The organism is bacterium (genome assembly GCA_004322275.1).
Taxonomy (GTDB): Bacteria; Desulfobacterota; Deferrisomatia; order Deferrisomatales; family BM512; genus SCTA01.
In genome coordinates, this window is record SCTA01000036.1 from 51,057 (window position 1) to 70,798 (window position 19,742).

Annotated in this window: 21 protein-coding genes; 12 read left to right on the forward strand and 9 right to left on the reverse strand. The window is 59.8% G+C overall.

Annotated elements, in window-relative coordinates:
• Window position 1: 1 nt before the first annotated feature.
• From EPN96_11200 to EPN96_11215, 4 genes are all read left to right on the forward strand, one after another.
• Window positions 2-670, forward strand: a complete 669-nt coding sequence (locus EPN96_11200; protein TAL15953.1) for a hypothetical protein — start codon at window positions 2-4, stop codon at window positions 668-670.
• Between the two features lie 139 nt (window positions 671-809).
• Window positions 810-1,406 (forward strand): DUF179 domain-containing protein, encoded by a 597-nt coding sequence (locus tag EPN96_11205; GenBank protein TAL15954.1) that lies wholly within the window; start codon window positions 810-812, stop codon window positions 1,404-1,406.
• 198 nt (window positions 1,407-1,604) lie between these two features.
• Window positions 1,605-2,735, forward strand: a complete 1,131-nt coding sequence (locus tag EPN96_11210) for an ABC transporter substrate-binding protein (protein TAL15955.1) — start codon at window positions 1,605-1,607, stop codon at window positions 2,733-2,735.
• Window positions 2,736-2,805: 70 nt separating this feature from the next.
• The gene (locus tag EPN96_11215; GenBank protein TAL15956.1) at window positions 2,806-3,948 is read left to right on the forward strand and encodes a LysM peptidoglycan-binding domain-containing protein; all 1,143 of its coding nucleotides are present in this window, start codon (window positions 2,806-2,808) and stop codon (window positions 3,946-3,948) included.
• Window positions 3,949-4,173: 225 nt separating this feature from the next.
• On the opposite strand, the gene EPN96_11220 is transcribed toward EPN96_11215, so the two are convergent.
• From EPN96_11220 to EPN96_11230, 3 genes are read right to left on the reverse strand one after another with little or no spacing between them, the layout of a single operon-like run.
• The gene (locus tag EPN96_11220) at window positions 4,174-5,121 is read right to left on the reverse strand and encodes a 2-dehydropantoate 2-reductase (protein TAL15957.1); all 948 of its coding nucleotides are present in this window, start codon (window positions 5,119-5,121) and stop codon (window positions 4,174-4,176) included.
• Window positions 5,118-6,134 carry an NDP-sugar synthase gene (locus EPN96_11225; protein ID TAL15958.1) on the reverse strand — a complete coding sequence of 339 codons (1,017 nt, stop codon included), beginning with the start codon at window positions 6,132-6,134 and terminating at the stop codon, window positions 5,118-5,120. Before EPN96_11225 ends, EPN96_11220 begins: the two co-directional genes overlap by 4 nt.
• Complete coding sequence (locus tag EPN96_11230; protein ID TAL15959.1) at window positions 6,131-6,811, reverse strand: ribonuclease HI; 681 nt, start codon at window positions 6,809-6,811, stop codon at window positions 6,131-6,133. Before EPN96_11230 ends, EPN96_11225 begins: the two co-directional genes overlap by 4 nt.
• A gap of 66 nt (window positions 6,812-6,877) precedes the next feature.
• Between EPN96_11230 and EPN96_11235 the strand changes: the two genes are divergently transcribed.
• On the forward strand, window positions 6,878-8,173 hold the full coding sequence (locus EPN96_11235; protein TAL15960.1) for a tetratricopeptide repeat protein: 1,296 nt from the start codon (window positions 6,878-6,880) through the stop codon (window positions 8,171-8,173).
• Window positions 8,174-8,659: 486 nt separating this feature from the next.
• On the opposite strand, the gene EPN96_11240 is transcribed toward EPN96_11235, so the two are convergent.
• Window positions 8,660-9,094 carry a pyridoxamine 5'-phosphate oxidase family protein gene (locus tag EPN96_11240; protein ID TAL15961.1) on the reverse strand — a complete coding sequence of 145 codons (435 nt, stop codon included), beginning with the start codon at window positions 9,092-9,094 and terminating at the stop codon, window positions 8,660-8,662.
• An 89-nt stretch (window positions 9,095-9,183) separates the two neighbouring features.
• Window positions 9,184-9,579: a rhodanese-like domain-containing protein gene (locus tag EPN96_11245; protein ID TAL15962.1), complete on the reverse strand. Its 396-nt coding sequence runs from the start codon at window positions 9,577-9,579 to the stop codon at window positions 9,184-9,186.
• Window positions 9,580-9,726: 147 nt separating this feature from the next.
• Here EPN96_11245 and EPN96_11250 point away from each other — a divergent pair, with 147 nt between their 5' ends.
• The 5 genes from EPN96_11250 (at window position 9,727) to EPN96_11270 (ending at window position 14,338) form a co-directional block, all read left to right on the forward strand.
• Window positions 9,727-10,515, forward strand: coding sequence for a thiazole synthase (locus tag EPN96_11250; protein TAL15963.1), 789 nt, complete (start codon window positions 9,727-9,729; stop codon window positions 10,513-10,515).
• Window positions 10,512-11,666: a 2-iminoacetate synthase ThiH gene (thiH, locus tag EPN96_11255; GenBank protein ID TAL15964.1), complete on the forward strand. Its 1,155-nt coding sequence runs from the start codon at window positions 10,512-10,514 to the stop codon at window positions 11,664-11,666. The genes EPN96_11250 and thiH overlap by 4 nt, the downstream gene beginning before the upstream one ends.
• Window positions 11,632-11,877, forward strand: coding sequence for a sulfur carrier protein ThiS (gene thiS, locus EPN96_11260; GenBank protein TAL15965.1), 246 nt, complete (start codon window positions 11,632-11,634; stop codon window positions 11,875-11,877). Before thiH ends, thiS begins: the two co-directional genes overlap by 35 nt.
• A complete protein-coding gene (gene ubiE / locus EPN96_11265; protein ID TAL15966.1) occupies window positions 11,877-12,605 on the forward strand; it encodes a bifunctional demethylmenaquinone methyltransferase/2-methoxy-6-polyprenyl-1,4-benzoquinol methylase UbiE in 729 nt (242 codons plus the stop codon). Before thiS ends, ubiE begins: the two co-directional genes overlap by 1 nt.
• 587 nt (window positions 12,606-13,192) lie before the next feature.
• Window positions 13,193-14,338, forward strand: coding sequence for a site-specific DNA-methyltransferase (locus tag EPN96_11270; protein TAL15967.1), 1,146 nt, complete (start codon window positions 13,193-13,195; stop codon window positions 14,336-14,338).
• Here EPN96_11270 and EPN96_11275 read toward each other — a convergent pair.
• The 4 genes from EPN96_11275 to plsY are packed head-to-tail and all read right to left on the reverse strand — an operon-like array spanning window position 14,333 to window position 17,617.
• Window positions 14,333-14,932, reverse strand: a complete 600-nt coding sequence (locus EPN96_11275; protein TAL15978.1) for a hypothetical protein — start codon at window positions 14,930-14,932, stop codon at window positions 14,333-14,335. The two genes, EPN96_11270 and EPN96_11275, sit on opposite strands and share 6 nt — an antisense overlap.
• A 41-nt stretch (window positions 14,933-14,973) precedes the next feature.
• Window positions 14,974-15,609 carry a molybdenum cofactor guanylyltransferase gene (locus tag EPN96_11280; GenBank protein ID TAL15968.1) on the reverse strand — a complete coding sequence of 212 codons (636 nt, stop codon included), beginning with the start codon at window positions 15,607-15,609 and terminating at the stop codon, window positions 14,974-14,976.
• A complete protein-coding gene (locus EPN96_11285) occupies window positions 15,606-17,018 on the reverse strand; it encodes an L-seryl-tRNA(Sec) selenium transferase (protein TAL15969.1) in 1,413 nt (470 codons plus the stop codon). Before EPN96_11285 ends, EPN96_11280 begins: the two co-directional genes overlap by 4 nt.
• A complete protein-coding gene (gene plsY, locus EPN96_11290) occupies window positions 17,015-17,617 on the reverse strand; it encodes a glycerol-3-phosphate 1-O-acyltransferase (GenBank protein ID TAL15970.1) in 603 nt (200 codons plus the stop codon). The genes EPN96_11285 and plsY overlap by 4 nt, the downstream gene beginning before the upstream one ends.
• A gap of 135 nt (window positions 17,618-17,752) precedes the next feature.
• On the opposite strand from plsY, the gene EPN96_11295 reads away from it, so the two are divergent.
• Together EPN96_11295 and EPN96_11300 are read left to right on the forward strand one after the other, a co-directional pair.
• Entirely contained in the window at window positions 17,753-18,655 is a 903-nt protein-coding gene (locus EPN96_11295) for an amidohydrolase (protein ID TAL15971.1), read from the forward strand.
• The gene (locus EPN96_11300; GenBank protein ID TAL15972.1) at window positions 18,652-19,296 is read left to right on the forward strand and encodes a hypothetical protein; all 645 of its coding nucleotides are present in this window, start codon (window positions 18,652-18,654) and stop codon (window positions 19,294-19,296) included. Before EPN96_11295 ends, EPN96_11300 begins: the two co-directional genes overlap by 4 nt.
• Window positions 19,297-19,742: the final 446 nt, after the last annotated feature.

The following is a 19,742-nucleotide window of genomic DNA, read 5'->3' on the forward strand; positions in this document are numbered from 1 at the left end:
AATGAGTGAAAGACCTGCTGGTGTAGAACTAAGACGCTGGTTCACCTACCTCGTGGCGCTCCTCATCTTCGTCAACATCACGACAGTTACGATAAGCGTTCTCATAAACCGGGCCGTGCACGGCGTCGTGGCCGAGTACCAGCCCTTCGCGCAGGCCGCCAGCGAAATCGAACAGCACGTCACCGCCGTTCAGCGCGACATGTACACCTACCTCTACACCGGGGCCGGGGCCAAGAACCCCGCGCTCGCCGAGCAGCAGCTTACCGCAATCGGGGTGGAGACGGACGCGCTGCTGGCGCGCATCGCCAAGGCCAGGGAGATAACCACGGAGAGCGCCAACCTTAAATCTCTCGACGAAATAGCCTCGAAGACCCAGCAGTACAGAAACACCATCGACGCACTGGCCTATGCCATAGGAGACACGGTCAACTTCAACCTGCTGACCGACCTCCTCACCCAGGCCAACAAGAGCGGCGAGGAAGTGGCGGAAAGCGCGGCGGCTCTCCAGAAGGCGGCGAGGCAGGAGATTATGGCCCGCAACTCGCGCGCCTCCATGCTTACCAGCTTCGCCATGTGGCTCTTTATAGTAGTCATGGGAGCCTCCATAGGCGTCCTTCTGGCGCTGAAGCACTGGTGGGCGAAGTTCCAGGAGATAATGCTGGGAATCTAGGGTTTTCCAAAAAGCGAAAATTGCAGTCTTGAAAATCCCGTCTTTTTTTTGGCGGGATTTTTTTGTTTTTACAACTTTTGTCGCCAAAACCGGATAAATTTAATGCGTTGGCAAAAACGCGCCGGACGAAGCGGGTGGAATGCTTTTGGCCCGCCGGACGAAATCGCTCCCGGAGACTCCCATCGACACTATAAATCTTAAAGGTCAATTCCTCGTCGCGATGCCGCACATGACGGACCCGAACTTTCACCGTGCGGTCGTTCTCGTCTGCGAACACGCGGCGGAAGGCGCAATGGGGCTCGTGGTCAACAGGCCTTTGCCCTGCTGCCTGAAAGAGGTGCTTGAGGGGCTCGAAATTCCGGGGACCGGGGGAACGGATGCGCTTGCCCACTGCGGCGGGCCGGTCGAGCCCCAGATGGGCTTTTTGCTTTATTCAGGCGGACCGAAGTACGAGCACTCCCTTGAGGTCACCGATTTCGTGAGCCTGGGCACGACGCTAAACATCCTCGCCGAGATCGCCAGGAACGAAGGGCCGAAAAAGTTCTTCTTCGCCCTCGGTTATTCAGGCTGGGGCCCCGGACAGTTGGACGACGAGATACGGAGAAACGACTGGCTGGTCATTCCCGCCTCCGAACAGATCGTTTACGATCTTCCCTATGAGGAGCGCTGGGACGCCGCGATACGGATACTCGGGATAAAGCCGGATATGCTCGGTAAAACCTTCGGCACCGCCTGACCTCGCTCCCCCCGCTCCCGCAAACGCGCGGAAGTTTCGGTAAAACCCTCTTTGCTTTGATTTTCCTCAAAAACGAGTTGATTTCGGCCTGCCGGCAGGCCGCGCGGCGCATTGCGATTGCGGTTTTTTGCCGTTGGGTTATTCTTGCCCTCGCCCAATCGCTTAAAATCATGCGCACAATCAATCCTTGAGGACGCCATGATGCCGAAGTTACCGATGCGTCTTTTCATGTCAGCCGCAGCCGCTTTTCTGCTTTATTCAGCCTGTTCGCGGGAGCCCGCCCGCATACCTGTAATCCGCGTCGCTTGCGCCCCCCACGACCACCACGCCGCTCTCTACGTAGCGGCGCTCTCGCCGGAGTATTTTCAGGAAAACGGCAATCTCTACCTTCAGGAAAAAACCTTTAAGAAGGATTACGACCTCATAGAGGGGGGGACCGTCATAGCCCACGTCACCCTCGATTCGAGCGGCGGGGATTCGCAAAACGTCCGGAAACTCTGCGAGGACCAGTTCGACTTCGCTTTCGGCTCTTTTCCGGAAATGGTTCGGGCCGTCGATGAGGGGAGGCCGGTAAAGGTAGTCGCGCCGATAACGACGGGCGGAACGGGCCTGGTGGTGAGCGCCGATATGTGCGCCCGAAGCTGGAAGGAGTTCGTGGCGCTTGCCCGCTGGCGGGAAAAACCCCTGCGCATCGGGTACAAGACCGAGGGGTCAAATCAGCAGGGGGCTCTGGGGGCCGCTCTTTGGCGCGAGGGGATTCCCTCTGGAAAGTGGCTGGAGAATTCCTCGGCAAGGGTTCTGATGATCAACCTCTACGGACAAAACAACCTGATCCCGGCGGTGAAAGCGGGCCTCGTAGACGGGTTCGTGGGAATGCAGCCGCTTCTGGCGGAGGCCCAGTTCGCCGGAGCGGGAAAGATAATCGCATATATCGGGGACTTTGAAACGGCCGGAGGCGAGGGGTATTTCCCCTGCTGCGCCCTCGGGGCCAGAGAGGAGTTCATCAGCCGAAACCCCGGGCAAGCCGAAAAATTCCTCACCCTGGTCCTGCGCGCCAACCGCTACGTATCCCAAAATCCCGGCAAGATAGCCCAAAAGGTCGCGAAGTGGCTCGAAAAGCCGGTCGAGATCGAGGAAATGAGCCTCCCCACGATCAAATATTCCACGGACTTCAAAGACGGCTGGAAAGAGAGCGCCGACGCCTGGCTAAGGGACGCGATCGAGAAAAGGGAACTTGTGGGAGCGGTCAGGAAGGCTTACGAAGAAGGTGAAACGTGGCAGAAGGTCTTCGACCTGCCTTTGCTTGATAAAGCGTCGAAAAAACTTTAGGCATGCGAATCGGCGTCCGACGGAGTACAATCTTTCGCAAAGAAGTTCTGTAACAGCACCGGAGCGTTTTATGAATTCCCTCGCCAGATTTTTTACGCCTTTAATTCTTGCCGCGCTCCTGAGCTGCGGCGCGCCCGCCAAAGCCGAAGGATGGCCCGTAGACCCCGTCGGCCGTCTCGTAGCGGTCGGCCTTCCCGAGAAGATCCTTTTTTGCGGCAAGGAGATTCCTCTCGGCTACGAGGACGTGCGGGAGAGGCTGGAATTCGAGCTTCTCGTGATTCTCGGAAACCCCGTCCAGACCTCCCTCTGGCTCAAGAGAATGCCCCGCTATTTTCCCGATATAGAGCGGGCGCTGAAACAGGAGGGGCTTCCCGACGACCTCAAATACGTCGCCGTCGCGGAATCCAACCTTCGCGCCGACGCCCTCAGCAAGGCCGGGGCCTCGGGGCCGTGGCAGTTCATGAAGGCGACGGGAAGCGAAAAAGGGCTCAAACAGACAAGGTGCATGGACGAGCGCAGGGACTGGGACAAGGCTACCTGCGCGGCGACGGATTTTCTGGAGGATCTTTACGGAACCTTCGGCGACTGGCCGCTCGCCCTGGCCGCCTACAACGCGGGGCCGGGGAGGGTTATGGACGCCAGAAGGGAACAGGGGGAATCGAGTTACTTCGCCCTCAAGCTCCCCGCCGAGACCGAGCGCTACGTATTTCGCATAATCGCCGCGAAGCTGGTCGGCGAAAATCCCGAGAGGTTCGGGATAGACATGTCCCAGGCGAAGCTCTACGCGGAACTTGATACCGACGAGGTGGAGCTTTCGGTGAGAAAATCCATCTCTCCGAAGACCGTCGCCTCCTACGCGGGCATAAGCTACCGCTACCTCCTGATTCTGAACCCGTGGATGACCGGCGGGGACCTCCCTGAGGGCAGGTACTTCATAACGATACCCGCCGCCAACAAGGAACTCTTCGCGAAAGCCTCCGCCCCTTCAAAACAGCCCCCGCCGCCCCCGGCCGTAAAGCCCGCCGCCCCCGATCAGGCCGTCGCCTCTGCCCAGACCGGAGCGGGAACCTACGACGTTCAGCCCGGCGACAGTCTCTCGCTGATCGCCCGGAAGCACTCGGTAAAGCTGGGCGACCTGATGAGCGCGAACGGGTTGGGGAAGACAAGCCCCCTAAAGCCCGGCCAGAAGCTCATAATCCCCGTTCAGAACTAGTAGGGGTTGTTTAAAACTACTGTGAGCCCCGTCTTCTTCGTCGCGTGCTCGCTCGAAGCTCGCCTAACACCCGGTTATGTCTCGCTTCTCGCTGCGCGTCTCCTTGAATCCGGGGCTTCTCGTGACGTTTTAAATAACCCCTAAAGGAATGATGAAACCCGGATTGCCGGAAGCTGAAGTAAAATCAGGAGCTTTCCCTTTAAGCTTCTAAACGACCTCGGGGTTCTATCGGCGGGAGATCTCCGAGTTTATCTTTCTTTCTTCCGCCAGCACCCGGTCGAGGCACTTTAAAAGCCCGTAAAGCACCTCGTTCGAGGGGGTGGCGACGCGGGCGTGCTTTCCCCGGCGGACCACAGTTCCGTTTATCGCCTCGAACTCCAGCCTCCCGCCCCTCTCCACGTCCTGCAGCATCGAGGTGCGAAGGTCCCGGTACTGATCGTTGGACTCCAGCACCCTAAAGACAAGGTCGGAGGGAAGCTGCACCCCCTCGGCTTTGGCCACCGCCAGCGCCTCCTCCATCGCGTCCTTCGCTATCTTCGCGCACTCCTGAACGGCGAGGAGTTGGCCGACGGTGGCCCGGGTGAGCGCCGAAATGGCGTTGAAGGAGAGGTTCCAGAGGAGCTTTTTCCACTGTTCGGCTATTATCTCGGAACTTACCTTCACGGCGATCCCCGCGTCGGCGAAGGCCGACTCCACCCGAACCGCCCTTATGGTCTTCCTCCCGTCGGTCTCGCCCAGAATCACCCTTCCGGCGGCGCTGTGGATCACCTCGCCGGGCACGTCGATCCTCGCCCCTATGTAACAGAGGCCGTGCAGGACCCTTCCCGGCCCTATCATCTCCTCTATAGCCTCCTCGTTTCCCAAGCCGTTCTGGAGGGAGAGGACCGGAGTCCGGGGGTCGAGGAGGGGGGCGATCTTGCGCGCCGCCTCGGCGGTATCGTAGGATTTGACGGTGAAGAGGACAAGGTCGCAGACCCCGACTTCTTCGGGGTCGGTGGCGGTCTTCATTATTATGTCGAAATCGCCGTCGATCGAGCGGACCCTGAGGGAGTCGCGCTTCATCCTCGTAAGGTGGGGCCCCCTACCTATCAGGATCACCTCAAGCCCGGCCCTGGCGAGTCTCGCGCCGAAGTAGGAGCCGACCGCCCCCGCGCCCATCACGGCTATTCTCATCTTGCGCCTCCGGGTCCGGTGATTATCCTGCCAAACCCCGCCTCGATGGCTAAATCGAGGTCTTCTTTAACCTGCACGCCGTCCCAGACCACCGAGCCCGAGACGCGGGCCCCCCTGCGCACCCTCGCGTCCCTTCCGAGGACGGCGAAGGGCCCCGCCTGCGCCCCTCCTTCGACCACCGCGCCCTCTCCGAGCCAGGAGGGACCGGCTATCTTTCCTCCCTCTTTCGTCTCCGAGTCAGACGCGAAGAAGGTTCCGGGAGCTTCCTTTGGAATCCCTCCGCGTTCGAGAAGAGTGAAATGGGCGGAAAGGTAGCTCTCCGGCGTCCCGAGGTCGCTCCAGAAGTAGCCTTCATGGGGGCAGTAGCCGAAGAGGTCGAGTCCCGCCCCTACCATCGCCGCGTTCACCTCGCGGTTGACGCAGAAGGAATTCTCGCCTACGGCGCGGAAAAAGGGGACCGCCTCGGGTGAGAAGATGTGCATCCCGGTGAAGAGCATCTGTTTGCCGCAAGGGGAACCGGGGCGGCGCGCCGACAAAAAGCGCACCACGCGCCCCTCATCGTCGATCTCTATCGGCCCCTCGCACCCGGCGGGAGCCGGGGAAAGGGATAGGGTGGCGGAGCTTTTGCGTTCGAGGTGGAAGGCCAGCATCGGGGAGGGGTCCAGCCCCCGGTAGGTGTCTCCGTTGACCAGAAAGAAGTGGTCGAACCCCAGAAGGTCCAGCCAGGGCAGGACGGCCCCCCCGGTGCCGAGGATATCCCCCCGCTCCTCGCTCCAGAAGACCTCCACCCCGGCAGGGATGCGGGGGGAAAGCGCTTCCACCACCGTTTCGCCGAGGTAGTGGAGGTTTACCACTACGTCCCTCACCCCCGCCCCCGCCAAGGAATCGAGGGCCAGAGAGGCGATGGGAACGGAGAAAAAAGGGAAGGCCGGCTTGGCCCTGTGAAGCGTCAGGGGCCGCAGCCTCGTGCCGAAACCCGCCGCCAGTACGAAACCCTTGGGAAGGGCGATCATTTGTCCTCCCAGTCGGCTATCGCCGCTATGTGCTCGGAGCGGGTCTTCACCTTCCTGCACTTCGAGCCGCGCACCCCCTTAATCCGCGCCTCGCATTCGACCCAGCTCTTGTGCTCCTCGATCGCCCCGTCAACGCAGCTCAGGTAGAGCGGAGAAGGGTAGGGCGCGTCCTCTTTGCCGCCCGCGAAAATCCACGACCCGTCGCCCGTTTTCAGTTCCGGTTTGTCGCCCCGCGCGAAGGAGTTGGCTATCTTATCGCACCTCTCGTTTTCGGGATGGCCCGCGTGGCCCCGGACGTGCTCCCAGAGGACCTTCCGCGTCGAGATAAGACCGTCAAGCTCCCGCCAGAGGTCGAGGTTCAAGACCTCCTCGCCGTCGCTCTTGCGCCACCCCTTCTTTTTCCACCCGCGGAGCCACTTGGAAGCTCCATCGACGAGGTATTTGGAATCGGTGACGACGAGGCAATGACCTCCTTCTTCGACGTGTTTCAGGGCCTCGATGGCGGCCTTCATCTCCATGCGGTTGTTGGTGGTGGCGGGCTCGAAGCCGCCGAACTCCCCGTACCTACCCTCCCGCTCGATGACGGCGGACCAGCCGCCGGGGCCGGGGTTTCCGATGCACCCGCCGTCCGTGAAAATCTTGACGCCTGAAAATGTTTTCTTAACTTCGCCGCTCATTGACAATAGCCACCTTCACCTTTACCCTGTTAGCCCCGGCACGTTAAAAGCACAAGTGAGGAAGACATGGTATTCGGATTGTTCTCAAAGAAGAGTACGCAAGAAAAAGCCCTCGAAAAAGGAAAAAAACTTGCCGACCGGCAAAACTACAGCGAGGCGCTTTCCTGGTACGAGGAAGTCCTCGACAAAGACCCCGCTGTAACCGAGGCCCGCAAGGGCGCGAGGCTCTGCCGGGAGAAGCTGGTCGAGAAAAATCTTCACGAGGCGGAGTGCTTCGGCCAGTTCGACGTGGACAAGGCCAGGGAGCACGCGCTGCTCGCCCTTACCCTCGCCGGGAAAGAGGACGATCTAAAGAAGAGGGCGACCACCCTCCTCAACTCCATCGGCCCCGCGAAGGCTTCTAAAAAACCCGTCCGCGAGGAGGAGGAAAAGCCCAAGCGCCTTTTCGAGCCCTCCTGCGGGGGCTGCGCCTCCCCCTCCTGCGGCGATACCCACGGCGAGGAGATCGAGGAGCATTTCGAGGATGTCTTTTACCTCTACCTCGAATCCATGCCCGAGCATGAAAAGCCCCTCTTTGAAAACCTCTCGAACGTCTTTCGTGAAGGATACGTCGCCCTCCAGCAGGGCGAGCTTGAGCTGGCGGCGAAACGCCTGAAGGAAGCCGAGAAGATCGACGCGGGCTCACCCGCCGTAGCCTACACGCGCGGTCTTCTGGAAGGGCTGCAGGGACAGATGGAGGCCGCCAGAAAATATTACGAGAAGGCTCTCGCCGGAGCGCCGGAGTTCACCAGCGCCCTCTACGCCGTCGCCGCCACCCTGCGCGAGCTGCATAGGGGGGCCGAAGCCGTACCCCTTTTAAGGAAACGTCTCGAAACCCATCCCAACGATAGGGAGGCCATCCTTATCCTCGGAGCCAGCTATCTCGATCTGGGCCAGCTTGAGGAGGCCGAGGAGACCCTCACCGAACTCTACCTCAGCGACGCCAAGACCAACTCCACGGTCGGTTTTTTGTGGGCGAGGCTCAAAGAGGCGCAGAACGACCCCGAGGGGGCCATACGCGCCTACCAGATTATCACCAACACTAACCAGAACATGCTCGAAGCCCTCATCCCGCTGGGTCTCCTCTACATCAGCCAGGGGGAGCCTTACGCCGAGGCCGCCGTAAAGGTCTTCAAACACTGCTACAGGATAGATCAGGAGCATGGCTGGTTCCACCTTCTGCGCGTCGCCGAGGCCTACGCCGTTCGCGGCTGGCAGAAGGAGGCGCGGAAGATTCTGGACGAGGTCAGCCACGATCTTCCCGACGATCCGAACGCGCGCGCCCTGTTTGACCAGGTTAATAAAAAAACCCAAGGGCTGTAGTCGTGTAGGGTGGGCTCGGCCCACCATTATTTAAAAACATTAATGTAGAAAAGTAGGTCGGCTTTCGTTCCTCAAGCCGACAAAACATCTGCTTATGTATACTTATGTAGGATGGGCTTTAGCCCATCGGTCTACAGCTAGCGGGGCTTGGCGCGCCCCGCACCCGCGCCCCACTTTTTGTCGAAAAAGTGGGACAAAACTCGGCCCGGAAGGTTCCGCTCGCTCTTCGAGCGACCGGTCGCTGCGGCGGGGGCGTGAGGGGGCACCCGTTCGCTACGCTCACTAAGACCCCCCCGCCGCCCTTTCCGCCTCCGCTCCCTGCGTCACCTACGGGCCCCGAAGGGGAACGAAAAGAAAGGCTCGTCCAAAAACAAGGTAACGGAATGTTTTTGGACTCGAAGGTAGATTGTCTACACGTATGCCAGTTACGAATGGAATAAAAAAGCCCCCGGTGATCGGGGGCTTTTGAATTTCAATAGCGCAGGTTTAAAGCGGGTTCCACTCCTGGGGCTCGAAGTTGGTGGCGAAGGTCCAGACGGTCGCCGTACCGCCGTGCAGCCGGTAGACGGAGAATTTTTTAAGGAACTCCTTCGCGTCGCCCTCCTCCATCCATTTTTTCAGAAACGCTCTGGACGGGTGTTTGATCATCTCAAGCTTCATCGCGTCGCCTTCGACGATCTCTAGGTTGCCGTTGACGCGCACCTGCGTGCCCGACTTTGGGTCGAAAAAGCAGAGCTCGGCCCGCGAATTGGCTACAATCTGTTTGTGGAGCGCCTTGAAGGTGCCGCTGTGAAAGTAGATACCGTCAGCCCCCGCCTTGAAGAGCATCATCCCGCGCACCCTCGGAGTGTCGCGGTCGAGCGTGGCCAGATAGAAGAAGGGGTTGCCGTTCATTAATTCGTAAATTTCAGCCGAAGTCATCTTGTCCTCCTTTTTGCCGTCTGTTTTTCAGCAGTATACCACTCCGGAACACCTGCGCCAGACTATCGGACAAAAGAGAGGCCACCTTTTCAGGGAAGATTTTTTTCGACGGGGAGACCCTTCCTCTGCCAGTCCACCATGCCGCCGGTGTAGTTCTTCACCCATTTGTACCCGGATTCGTCGAGGTAGGAGGCGACCGCGCCGCTTCTGGCCCCGGTGGCGCAGACTACGACTATTTTTTTGTCCTTCGGGATTTTCCCGAGGCTTCCGGGCACGTCGCGCATCGGGATGAGGAGCGCCCCCTTGATGAAGCCCCCGCGCCATTCCCCGGGAGTCCTCACGTCGAGGACGATTACGTTTTTCGGCTCCTTGCCAAGGAGCGCCTGTATTTCCCCGCTGTCCGAGACGCCCGCCGCCGCAAGGGCCACTGAAGAAGTGAAGATTCCGAGGAATCCGAGAAGCAGAGCCTTAAAAATTTTCGTCATACGCTTTTCCTCCGGTTAACAAAAACTTTATATTTGATGACTTTTGATGTCCTTAAAGCCGGAATGGTAACGGTTTTTCTTGTTCTTGGACCTTCGCGGCGCAAATAAGTTATACTATTGGTTCAACTGCAAGAGAGGTTCAAAAAAATGACAAACGAAGCCCCCGCGGGCGATTTTCTCGTTATAGCCGGGCGTAAATTTTCTTCGAGGCTCCTCGTGGGCACCGGAAAATTCGGAAGCCCCGCGAAGATGGCCGAGGCGCTGTTCGCCTCCGGAGCCCAGATAGTGACCGTGGCCCTCCGGCGGGTAGACCTTACGCGCCCCGAGGAGGATATCCTCCATTTCATAGACCCCGAGCGTTACCTCCTGCTGCCCAACACCTCCGGGGCGCGCTCCGCCGAGGAGGCGGTTCGCCTCGCCAGACTCGCCCGCGCCTCCGGGATGGAGCCGTGGATAAAGCTCGAAGTTACCCCGGAGCCCCGCTATCTCCTGCCCGACCCGGTGGAGACCCTGAAGGCGACGGAAATCCTCGTGAAGGAGGGTTTCATCGTGCTCCCTTACATAGGGGCCGACCCGGTGCTGGCGAAGCGCCTTGAGGAGGCGGGGGCCGCCACGGTGATGCCGCTCGGCTCGCCGATAGGCTCCAACAGGGGGATAATTACCCGCGCCTCCATAGAGATAATAATCGAGCAGGCCCGCATTCCCGTCGTGGTGGACGCGGGGCTCGGCGCTCCCTCCCACGCAGCCGAGGCGCTGGAGATGGGGGCGGACGCAGTGCTCGTCAACACCGCCATAGCGGTAGCCGACGACCCGGTTGCAATGGCCCGCGCCTTCAAAAAGGGCGCGGAGGCGGGGCGCGAGGGGTTTCTGGCCGGGCTGGCCTCCTCCTCGCGCGTCGCCAGCCCCTCAAGCCCCCTGACGGGATTCATCGAATGAGTTTTTTCGACAATTTTGACTTCGCCCGCGCGAGGGAGCTTTCGTTGCGTTCGGAATCGGCGGGCAGGGCGGAGGTTGAAAGCGCTCTGGCCTCAAGGAACTTGAGCTTTTCGGGCTTTCTCGCGCTCATCTCCCCGGCGGGCGGCGCTTACCTCGAAGAGCTTGCCCAGAGGGCCAGAAGGGTGACCAGAGAGCGTTTCGGGAGGGTCGTGCGCCTCTACGCCCCCATCTACCTCTCCAATGAATGCACCAATTCCTGCCTCTATTGCGGTTTCGCGAGGCAGAACGAGGTGCGCCGCGTCACCCTCACCGGCGAGGAGGCGCAAAAGGAAGGGGAGTTCCTCTGGGACGAGGGTTTCCGCGACATCCTTCTGGTCTCCGGCGAATCGCCGAAGGCAGTGCCTCCAGAGGCTCTGGCGCGCACTTCAAGACTCCTCGCCCCGCGCTTCCCCTCCATCTCGGTGGAGGTCTACCCGATGGAGACGGAGGAGTACGGGCTGCTGGGTTCCTCCGGCGTCGAGGGTGTTACCGTCTATCAGGAGACCTACGACCCGGAGATATACGCCCGCGTCCATCCCAGGGGGCGCAAGGCCGATTACAAAAGGCGCATCAGCACCCCCGACAGGGTAGGGGAGGCGAGGCTGCGCAAGGTCGGCATCGGCGCGCTCCTCGGCCTCGGACCGTGGCGCGTAGAGGCGATATCTCTCGCTCTCCACGCCCTCTGGCTCGAAAAAGCCCACTGGCGGACGCAGGTGTCTATCTCCTTTCCGAGGATTCGCAGCGCGGCGGGCCACTTCAACCCGCCGAGCCCGATTAGCGACAGGGAACTGGCCCAGATGGCTCTGGCCCTTCGCCTCCTCCTGCCCGACGTTGGGCTCACCCTCTCCACGCGGGAAACCGCGAAGTTCCGCGACGGCCTCGCTCCGCTGTGCTTCACCGCCATAAGCGCGGGTTCGCGCACCGAGCCGGGGGGTTATTCCAAGCCCGGCGAGGCCGAAGAGCAGTTCGCGGTGGAGGACAAGAGGACTCCGGCCGAGGTTTCCCGGATGCTGCTCGAAGCCGGTCTGGAGCCGGTCTTCAAGGATTTCGACCAGACCTTGATAACGGGCGGAGAAGATGCTTCAAATCTTACCGTCGGCGCTTTTCAATAATGAGGTTGTTGTGGAAATCATAGTCAACGGCAAGAAGGCCGAGTGCGGGGAGGGGAAGACGGTCTGCGAACTGCTTTCTGGCCTTTGCGTCGCTCCCGAGCGGACGGTCGTCGAACTTCGCGGCGAGATACTGTCCAGAGAACTGTTCGCCGAAACGGTCCTTTGCGAAGGCGACAAAATCGAAATAATACGCTTCGTGGGAGGCGGCTGATGGCGGCGGAAAAGAGCGCGGACGAGGCCCTTGAAAAAACCCGCGCGATAAGGGCGATGTTCGGGGCCATAGCCCCCACCTACGACACCCTCAACCGCCTCCTCAGCTTCGGGGTGGACGCGGGCTGGCGAAGGAAGATGGTCGCGCGCCTGCCGGAGGGAAGGGGTCTTTCCGTCCTCGATCTCGCCTGCGGCACCGGCGACGTGGCGATAGAGATAGTGCGCTCGCGCCCCCAAGCGACGGTCTTCGGCGGCGACATCACCCTTCCGATGATTATCGCGGGGCTTCCCAAGGTCAAGAAGCACCGTATGGAGGACGCGATCACCTTTCAGGCGCTCTCCGCCGAGGAGCTGCCCTACCGCGACGGCTATTTCGACGCGGTGACGATAGCCTTCGGCATAAGGAACGTGGTTAGGCGGGAGGTCGCGCTACGCGAGATGGCGAGGGTCTTAAAACCCGGCGGCACCGCACTGATACTCGATTTTTCAATGCCCCCGAACCCTCTCGTCCGCGCCTTCTACGGCTTTTACTTCCACCGAGTCCTCCCCCTCATGGGAGGGCTCGTCTCCGGCAACTTCGAGGCCTACCGCTACCTCCCCAGAAGCGTCGAGGGCTTCCCCCCGAGGGAGGTTTTCGCGAAGATGATGTCCGGCGCCGGGTTCACCGGGGTCACTTATACGGACTTTACCTTCGGCGTCGCGACGCTGTATCAGGGGGAGAAGGGGTAATTAGTCGTGCAGGTCGCGCTTGAGGAACGAAAGCCGACACACCTCTGTCGTCATTCCCGCGCAGGCGGGAATCCAGAGACTTTATTACCGTGAAAAGCGTTCCATGTTTGCGAGGCTTTGCCTCGCGCTCCTAGCCACCTTTTGAGTGAGCAAAAGGTGGCCCAAAACTCAGCCCGGACCCGTCGCTCGCGCTTCAAGAAGCGCGACCACTTCGTTCCGGCTGGGCCGCACGGGGCACCCACTACGCTTCGCTCCGTTAAGACCCCGCGCCGGCCCGACGCCTCCACTCGTTGCGCCGCGTACGGGCTCCGAGGAGGACGAAAAGAAGGCTCGAACAAAAGCGAAATCGGTTTGAGCTTTTGTTCGCGAAGGTAAATCGTTTTACAGCTATTCAAAGAATACGTGCAGACAAACTACCTTCGAGTCCAAAAACATTTCATTACCTCGTTTTTGGACGAGCCTTCTTTTTGTAACGCCCTAAAACGAAGCGAGTGATATATGGTTATTTTTCGGTCGTCCTCAGTCTTGACAGAAGACGTCCAGACGTCTATCGTCTCTTTTAAAAGTATTATTTAAAGGGGATAGGCATGTGCGGAGAGAAGAACAGATACCAACCCGGGCGAGTAAGGGACGCAATCAGGCAGGTTTTGGATATTAACGGAAAATCATTGTCGGTTAAGGAAATCGAGGAAAATGTAGCGCAGATTATCGGACCGACACCATCTTCCTCGGTTCGGTCTTACCTTCGTCTGAACACCCCCGACCTTTTTCTCCGGGAGTCTCGTGGCCTGTACACTTTGCGCAGAAAAGAGCCGGAAAACGAACTCGATATCGTTGCGAGCGGTAAGGGGCAGGAACCTTTCAAATCCGGGAAAACCATCCTTTTTAACTCTGACTGTTTTCAATGGATGAAACAACGAGACGATAACAGCATTCACGCCGTTGTTACTGACCCGCCTTACGGGCTTCACGAGTACTCGGCGGAGCAACAATTAAAACTTCGCAGCGGGAAAGGCGGTGTCTGGCGGATACCCCCATCTTTCGATGGTCACACCAGATCCCCCTTGCCCCGCTTTACCACGCTGACCCATAAACAGCTTGAGGAAATAAGGTCTTTTTTCTTTCTGTGGGCGCGATTGCTTTTGCCTAAACTGGTTCCCGGGGCACATGTTGTCGTAGCCTCAAATCCCCTCGTATCATACATTGTCTCCGGCGCTCTTGCAGATGCGGGATTGGAAAGGCGAGGCGAAATTATACGTCTGACAATGACAATGCGAGGCGGAGACCGTCCAAAAGACGCACATATAGAGTTTGAAGAAATCAGCGTGATGCCGCGATCAATGTGGGAACCGTGGGTTGTTTTCCGTAAGCCTGTTGATGGCAGGATTCAGGATAATTTGCGCAAGTGGAAGACGGGCGGGTTCCGTCGCCCCGGCAAAGACAAGCCTTTCGGTGACGTTATCGAATCTGGTCCGACAAGAAAAGCCGAACGCAATATTGCTCCGCATCCCAGCCTTAAGCCACAAGCTTTCTTGCGTCAATTGTTGCGGGCTGTGTTGCCATTGGGAGAAGGGGTTATCCTGGACCCATTTGCGGGCGCAGGATCGACGTTAGCCGCTGCGGAAGCTGTCGGATACGCGAGCATCGGGGTGGAAAAAGACGAGCATTACTTTAACATGGCCCGTGAGGCCATACCCAAATTGACCTCTTATCGCTGCAACGGCCAGTTATAGTTTGTAGAGCCAGTTTTCCCGGAGTTTTTTTATTCCGTCCTTATGAAGCGTTGCAGTGCGCGTGCCCAGTTCACCACGAGGATTTTTACGAAAATCATCGACGGATACTTTCCCCAGGTAAACCTCGATAAAGGTCATGGCCTTGCGGTCAGAGACAGGTTCCGACTCGTTATCGACATTATAAACGAAGACGCACATCCATTGGTCTCTGGCTCCATGAGTATCTACTGCCCCTCCGGTTTTGCGCGTTGTCTTTATTTCAACTCCATCTGAACCTGATTTCACCGCATTCCCGGCATATACTCCTTGTACAATCAAATCGGGATGTCCATTGAAATACTTATTTTCGGTCAAAACACGGGAATGTTTCGCAAGACTCGCCGTAAGCATGTCGGACAATACTCCTGACATGATTGCAGGTCTGAGCATTTCATCAAGGCGTTGAAGTCCCTTCGTGGCAAGACCGGAATTCACGTCGAAGAAAAAATCATAAACGTCCTGCATCGCCATCTGAAAATCTTCGCGCCGCAGCTCATACGGAAGAATGGCCTTATCGTTAAACTTCGTTAAATCGACTGTGTTTTTTGTCGTCATATTGTAGCCTTTCACTGCCATCATCGAATCGGGAACTCTCCTTAATACCTCCTTCTCCCTTCTTTCTTTTCCCCTACGGCGAGGAGGCGGGCGGCGCGTAGGTCTTCGGGGAAGTTGACGTTGAGGAAGGAGCGCAGGAGGGGGTCGACTTCGCGGGCGGTGAGCTCGTCCATCTCGAAGGCGTCTATCTTCTTGAAGAGGTCGCTGATGCGGAGGTTTTTTTCGGTGATGAGCCGAAACGCATCCTTGAAGACACGGGCGCGGTAGACGGCGAGGAGGGGTTCGTAACCCTTGGCGAATCTGGGTACGGCCCCGTCGTGGCCGTGGGCGAGGAGGGCGAGAGCCTCTACCATGCCGCTGCGGATGAAGGGCATGTCGCACCCGACGCAGAGGACGAGGCTGTCGGGGCCTGACTTTTTCCAGGCGTAGTCGAGCGCGGTGGCGATGCCGCCGAGGGAGTCGGCTCCGGGGAAGAGGTCGGGGAGAACTTTGACGCCGAATCTGTCAAGCTGCGCGCCTTCGCCGACGCAGACGGTCTCTTCGGCGAGGGGGCTTACGGCCTTGTAGACCAGTTCGACGAGGGGGTGGCCGCCGATCTGCGCGAGGTGCTTTTCCCCGCCCATCCTTTTGGCCTGCCCGCCGGTGAGTATGGCGGCAAGGGCGATCGTCTCCTTCAAAGCGCCGCTCCCCCGCCGTTCAGGGCCGGTTCGAGGGCTTTTATGACTTCCTCTTCCTCTCCCGGCAGGAGGGTCCTCGGGTCGATGAGGAGGGCGTCTTCCTTTACGCGGGCGATTACCGGCGGCGAGCCCCGGCGGAGGGTTTCTTCGAGCTTGGAGATTCCCCCTCCCTGAAGCTCTATCGCCACCGCCCAGGTGGGGAAGCAGGCCAGCGGAAGGGAGCCGCCCCCGGCCTCGGAGGTTTCAGAAATCACGCTCACCTCTACGCCTCTTGGGGCGAATCCGCGCACCGCTACGGCAATCCTCTCCGCCGCGGTTTTCAGCTCGCCCTCCGAGGCCAGCATCATACGCAACGCGGGTATCTCGCGCTTCGCGCGCTCCGGGTCGCGGTAGAGACGGAGGGTGGCTTCGAGGGCGGCGAGGGTGACCTTATCGGGGCGGAGCGCCCTCATCAGGGGATGCTTCCGGCAGGCCCCCACGGCCGCTTCGCTGCCGACGATTATCCCCGCCTGAGGCCCGCCGAGGAGCTTGTCGCCGGAGAAGGTGACGATGTCGGCCCCGGTGGCCACCGTGTCGAAGACGGAGGGCTCAAAGTCTCCCCCGGTCGCGCCGACGTCGAAAAAGAGGCCGCTCCCGAGGTCGTTAGCGGTTATGAGCCCGTATTTTTTCCCCAGCGCCGTCATATTCTCGAGGGTTACCTCTTCGGTGAAGCCGAGGACGCGGTAATTGGAGGTGTGGACCTTGAGGAGCATGGCGGTATCCGGCCCGATGGCGGCCTCGTAGTCGGCCAGCCGGGTCTTGTTGGTGGAGCCGACCTCACGCAGCACCGCGCCGCTTTGCGCCATTACCTCCGGGATTCGGAAGGCCCCGCCTATCTCGACCAGTTCACCCCTGCTGACTATCACTTCCCTGCCCCGGGCGAGAGCGCCGAGAACCAGCAGAACCGCCGCCGCGTTGTTGTTCACGACTAGCGCGGCCTCGGCCCCCGTAAGCTCGCCAAGGAGCCCGGCGACGAGGTCGTGGCGGTGGCCCCTCGACCCCTTTTCGAGGTCGTATTCGAGGTTGCAGTATCCCGCCGCCTCCTTCATCGCCTCTATCGCGGCTTTTGCCAGAGGCGCTCTTCCGAGGTTAGTGTGGAGGACGATCCCGGCGGCGTTGATTACCCGGCGCATGGCGGGAATGTTCAGTTTTTCGGCGCGCAGGGCGCAGAGCCCGGCCACGGCGTCGAGATTAGTATCGATCTTCCCCCCGGCCAGCGCGGATTTGCGCAGTTCCTCCAGAGTCTCCCTTACGGCGCGGATCAAAACCGTGCGGGGAATTTCGCGCTCACCGGCGAGGCCAAGCAGCGCAGGAGTCTGCAAAACCTTTTCGACGGCGGGAATTTTTCGCAGCTTGTCGCTCTTTGTCATCCCTTGCCCCTCGCCCACGGAACTATCCGCGGTTCGACACCCTTTACAAGGCGAAGGATATTAGACCTGTGCTTCAGAATCGTCAACGTCGCGAGCGCCCCGGCAAGCTGAATTGTATACTCCGGCTCGCCGAGGAGGTAGGCCGCGAGCGGCATTATAATCGAGGCGAAGATGCTGCCGAGGCTGACAATCTTCTTCCACGCGAGGAGGAGGGCGAAAACCATCGTCGAAACCGCGAGGGTGGCGGGGGAGGCGACAAGCATGACCCCCGCGCCCGTGGCGACCCCCTTCCCTCCGCGAAAGCCGAGATATATCGGAAAGAGATGGCCCGCGAAGGCCGCAAACCCCACCAGCGCCACGCCGTGGGGCTCTTTCAGGAAGACGGAGGCGGCCCAGACGGGGAGCGCGCCCTTCAGGAGGTCGGCGATAAGGGTGAAAAGCCCCGCTTTTTTGCCGATGGTGCGGAGCACGTTGGTAGCGCCGATATTTCCGGAACCCGAGGCGCGGGGGTCGATTCCCGCCATAATCAGCGAGAAAATTATCCCGAAGGGTATTGCGCCGATGAGGTAGGCGGCGGCTATCCAGTAAAAAATCCGCATCGAGGTCCTTGAAGAACAGCGTTTTAAAAGAAAAAGTTACCATACGGAGCCGTTTGCAACAAGCGTACAAGGCCGAAAAACTGGTAAAAACCGCAAATAACATCAAGCGCCTTATCAACTCTACTTGTCAGGCCTATGGACAGTTACCGCGCCTGTAGCTATTATTTTAAAAACCCTTTATCGAGGGACCCTATGATTATTGATGCGCACACCCACATAAGCCCTCCCGAGATACGCAATAACCGCGAGAAATTCTTCGAGGGGGAGGAGAATTTCCGGCTCCTCTACGAAGACCCGCGCTCGATGCTGGTCGGCGCGGCGGAGCTTGTGAACGAGCTCGACTCGTGGAGCGCGGACAGGGCCGTCTCCTTCGGTTTCCCGTGGAGCGACGCGGGGAAAGAGATTCTATGCAACGATTACGTCCTCGACGCCGGGAAGCGCTTCCCCGAGAGGATAATCCCCTTCGCCTGCGTCAACCCCCTGCGCGGCAGGTCGGCGATACAGGAGGCCAGAAGGTGCCTCGAAGCCGGGGCCAGAGGGGTGGGGGAGGTGGCGACCTACCACGACGGGCTGGGCGCGGGAGTGAGGGAGAAGATAGCCCCCCTCGCGGAGCTTTGCGCCGACGCGGGCGTCCCGCTACTCCTCCACACCAACAAGCCGGTCGGCCACCACTACCCCGGCAAGGCCCAGATGAGCCCGCGCGACCTCTACGACCTCGTAAAGGCGCACCCTCGCACCCTCTGGATCTTTGCCCACATGGGCGGGGCGCTCTTCGTCTTTCACCTCCTGAAGAAGGAGGCGGACGAAGTCTTGAAAAACGTCTACTACGACACCGCCGCGCTCCCCTACCTCTACAAGCCGGAGGTCTTCCGCGCCTTCGCCGCCTCTGCGGGCATAGGCCGCCTCCTTTACGGCAGCGATTACCCGCTTCTCGGCCTTCCCCGCTACAAAAAGGCGATGGAAGAGGGCGGGCTGACGGAAGAAGAGAAAGCAGCCGTACTCGGGAACAACCTCGCCGCGCTTCTCGGCCCCAAATGAGAGAAGCTCCCGTACTGCTGCTCGACTTCGACGGCACCTCGGCCACCTCTAACGTCGGCATGTCCTTCATTGAAAGGTTTTCCGAAGGCGACGCCTGGAAAGAGATAGACGACGACTACGGCAAGGGCAGGTTCGGCTCGCGGCGGGCTTACGAACTGCTCGGCCCCATGCTCGGCGGCACCCCGCTTGAGTGGCGCGAATATATTCGGAGCCATCACTACCTCGATCCCGGCTTCACGGCGCTGGTCACCGAGGCGGTGAAGAGGGGTTGGCGGGTGGAGATACTCAGCGACGGCCTCGACTTCTACATAGAGGAGATGCTCGGGGAGGCGGGGGTGAAGCTGCCGGTGAGGGCGGGGATACTTGGCGCGAAGGAGGGAGGGGCCGAAATATCGACCCCCCACATGAACCCCGAGTGCGGCTACTGCGGAACCTGTAAATCTTCGCGGGTGGAGGAGCTTGCCGCCGAAGGGCGCGAAGTGGTCTTCGTCGGCGACGGCCTCTCCGACAGGTGCGCCGCCCCAAGGGCCCGCCGCACCTTCGCCAAAGACCTTCTCGCCGCCCACCTCCGGGAACAAAACCTCCCCTTCGAGGAATACGAGACGCTCTTCGACGTCAAGAGGGCGCTTTTCGGAGAGTAGGGGATTAAGTGGAGGGCGGGCTCGGCCCGCCAATCTGCTTTGTTTGGGGCTCTGCCCCAAGCCCCTTGTCACTTCTTTTAGAAAGAAGTGACCAAGAAATCGTCCCGGACTCGTCGCTCGCGCCTTTGGCGCGACCACTTCGTTCCGGCTGGGCCGTACGGGGCACCCGCTCCGCTTACGCTACGCTAAGACCCCGCGCCGGCCCGACGCCTCCACTCGTTGCGCCGCGTACGGGCCCGAAGGGGAACGAAAAGAAGGCTCGCCGATAAGAGGAGGGGTTTTTTCTCTTATCGGCTCGAAGGTAAAATTTTTACATCTATGTGTCGTGTAGGTTGGCGTTGAGCGACCATGACCACGAAGCGGAGAGCGGCAGCAAAACCTGGGCCTTGCGAGAAGACCTTAATAAGGAAACCTTTAAGCGAAACCCAACAATACCGCCAGCATAG

What these genes read in the sequence shown, in the direction of transcription:
- thiS (TAL15965.1), top strand. Translation starts at nt 11,632, where the DNA reads ATGCTTCAAATCTTACCGTCGGCGCTTTTCAATAATGAGGTTGTTGTG.
- EPN96_11230 (TAL15959.1), bottom strand. Translation starts at nt 6,811, where the DNA reads ATGAGCGGCGAAGTTAAGAAAACATTTTCAGGCGTCAAGATTTTCACG.
- ubiE (TAL15966.1), top strand. Translation starts at nt 11,877, where the DNA reads ATGGCGGCGGAAAAGAGCGCGGACGAGGCCCTTGAAAAAACCCGCGCG.
- plsY (TAL15970.1), bottom strand. Translation starts at nt 17,617, where the DNA reads ATGCGGATTTTTTACTGGATAGCCGCCGCCTACCTCATCGGCGCAATA.
- EPN96_11235 (TAL15960.1), top strand. Translation starts at nt 6,878, where the DNA reads ATGGTATTCGGATTGTTCTCAAAGAAGAGTACGCAAGAAAAAGCCCTC.
- EPN96_11300 (TAL15972.1), top strand. Translation starts at nt 18,652, where the DNA reads ATGAGAGAAGCTCCCGTACTGCTGCTCGACTTCGACGGCACCTCGGCC.
- EPN96_11275 (TAL15978.1), bottom strand. Translation starts at nt 14,932, where the DNA reads ATGACGACAAAAAACACAGTCGATTTAACGAAGTTTAACGATAAGGCC.
- EPN96_11215 (TAL15956.1), top strand. Translation starts at nt 2,806, where the DNA reads ATGAATTCCCTCGCCAGATTTTTTACGCCTTTAATTCTTGCCGCGCTC.
- EPN96_11285 (TAL15969.1), bottom strand. Translation starts at nt 17,018, where the DNA reads ATGACAAAGAGCGACAAGCTGCGAAAAATTCCCGCCGTCGAAAAGGTT.
- EPN96_11270 (TAL15967.1), top strand. Translation starts at nt 13,193, where the DNA reads ATGTGCGGAGAGAAGAACAGATACCAACCCGGGCGAGTAAGGGACGCA.
- EPN96_11220 (TAL15957.1), bottom strand. Translation starts at nt 5,121, where the DNA reads ATGAGAATAGCCGTGATGGGCGCGGGGGCGGTCGGCTCCTACTTCGGC.
- EPN96_11245 (TAL15962.1), bottom strand. Translation starts at nt 9,579, where the DNA reads ATGACGAAAATTTTTAAGGCTCTGCTTCTCGGATTCCTCGGAATCTTC.
- EPN96_11225 (TAL15958.1), bottom strand. Translation starts at nt 6,134, where the DNA reads ATGATCGCCCTTCCCAAGGGTTTCGTACTGGCGGCGGGTTTCGGCACG.
- EPN96_11240 (TAL15961.1), bottom strand. Translation starts at nt 9,094, where the DNA reads ATGACTTCGGCTGAAATTTACGAATTAATGAACGGCAACCCCTTCTTC.
- EPN96_11205 (TAL15954.1), top strand. Translation starts at nt 810, where the DNA reads ATGCTTTTGGCCCGCCGGACGAAATCGCTCCCGGAGACTCCCATCGAC.
- EPN96_11200 (TAL15953.1), top strand. Translation starts at nt 2, where the DNA reads ATGAGTGAAAGACCTGCTGGTGTAGAACTAAGACGCTGGTTCACCTAC.
- thiH (TAL15964.1), top strand. Translation starts at nt 10,512, where the DNA reads ATGAGTTTTTTCGACAATTTTGACTTCGCCCGCGCGAGGGAGCTTTCG.
- EPN96_11295 (TAL15971.1), top strand. Translation starts at nt 17,753, where the DNA reads ATGGACAGTTACCGCGCCTGTAGCTATTATTTTAAAAACCCTTTATCG.
- EPN96_11210 (TAL15955.1), top strand. Translation starts at nt 1,605, where the DNA reads ATGATGCCGAAGTTACCGATGCGTCTTTTCATGTCAGCCGCAGCCGCT.
- EPN96_11250 (TAL15963.1), top strand. Translation starts at nt 9,727, where the DNA reads ATGACAAACGAAGCCCCCGCGGGCGATTTTCTCGTTATAGCCGGGCGT.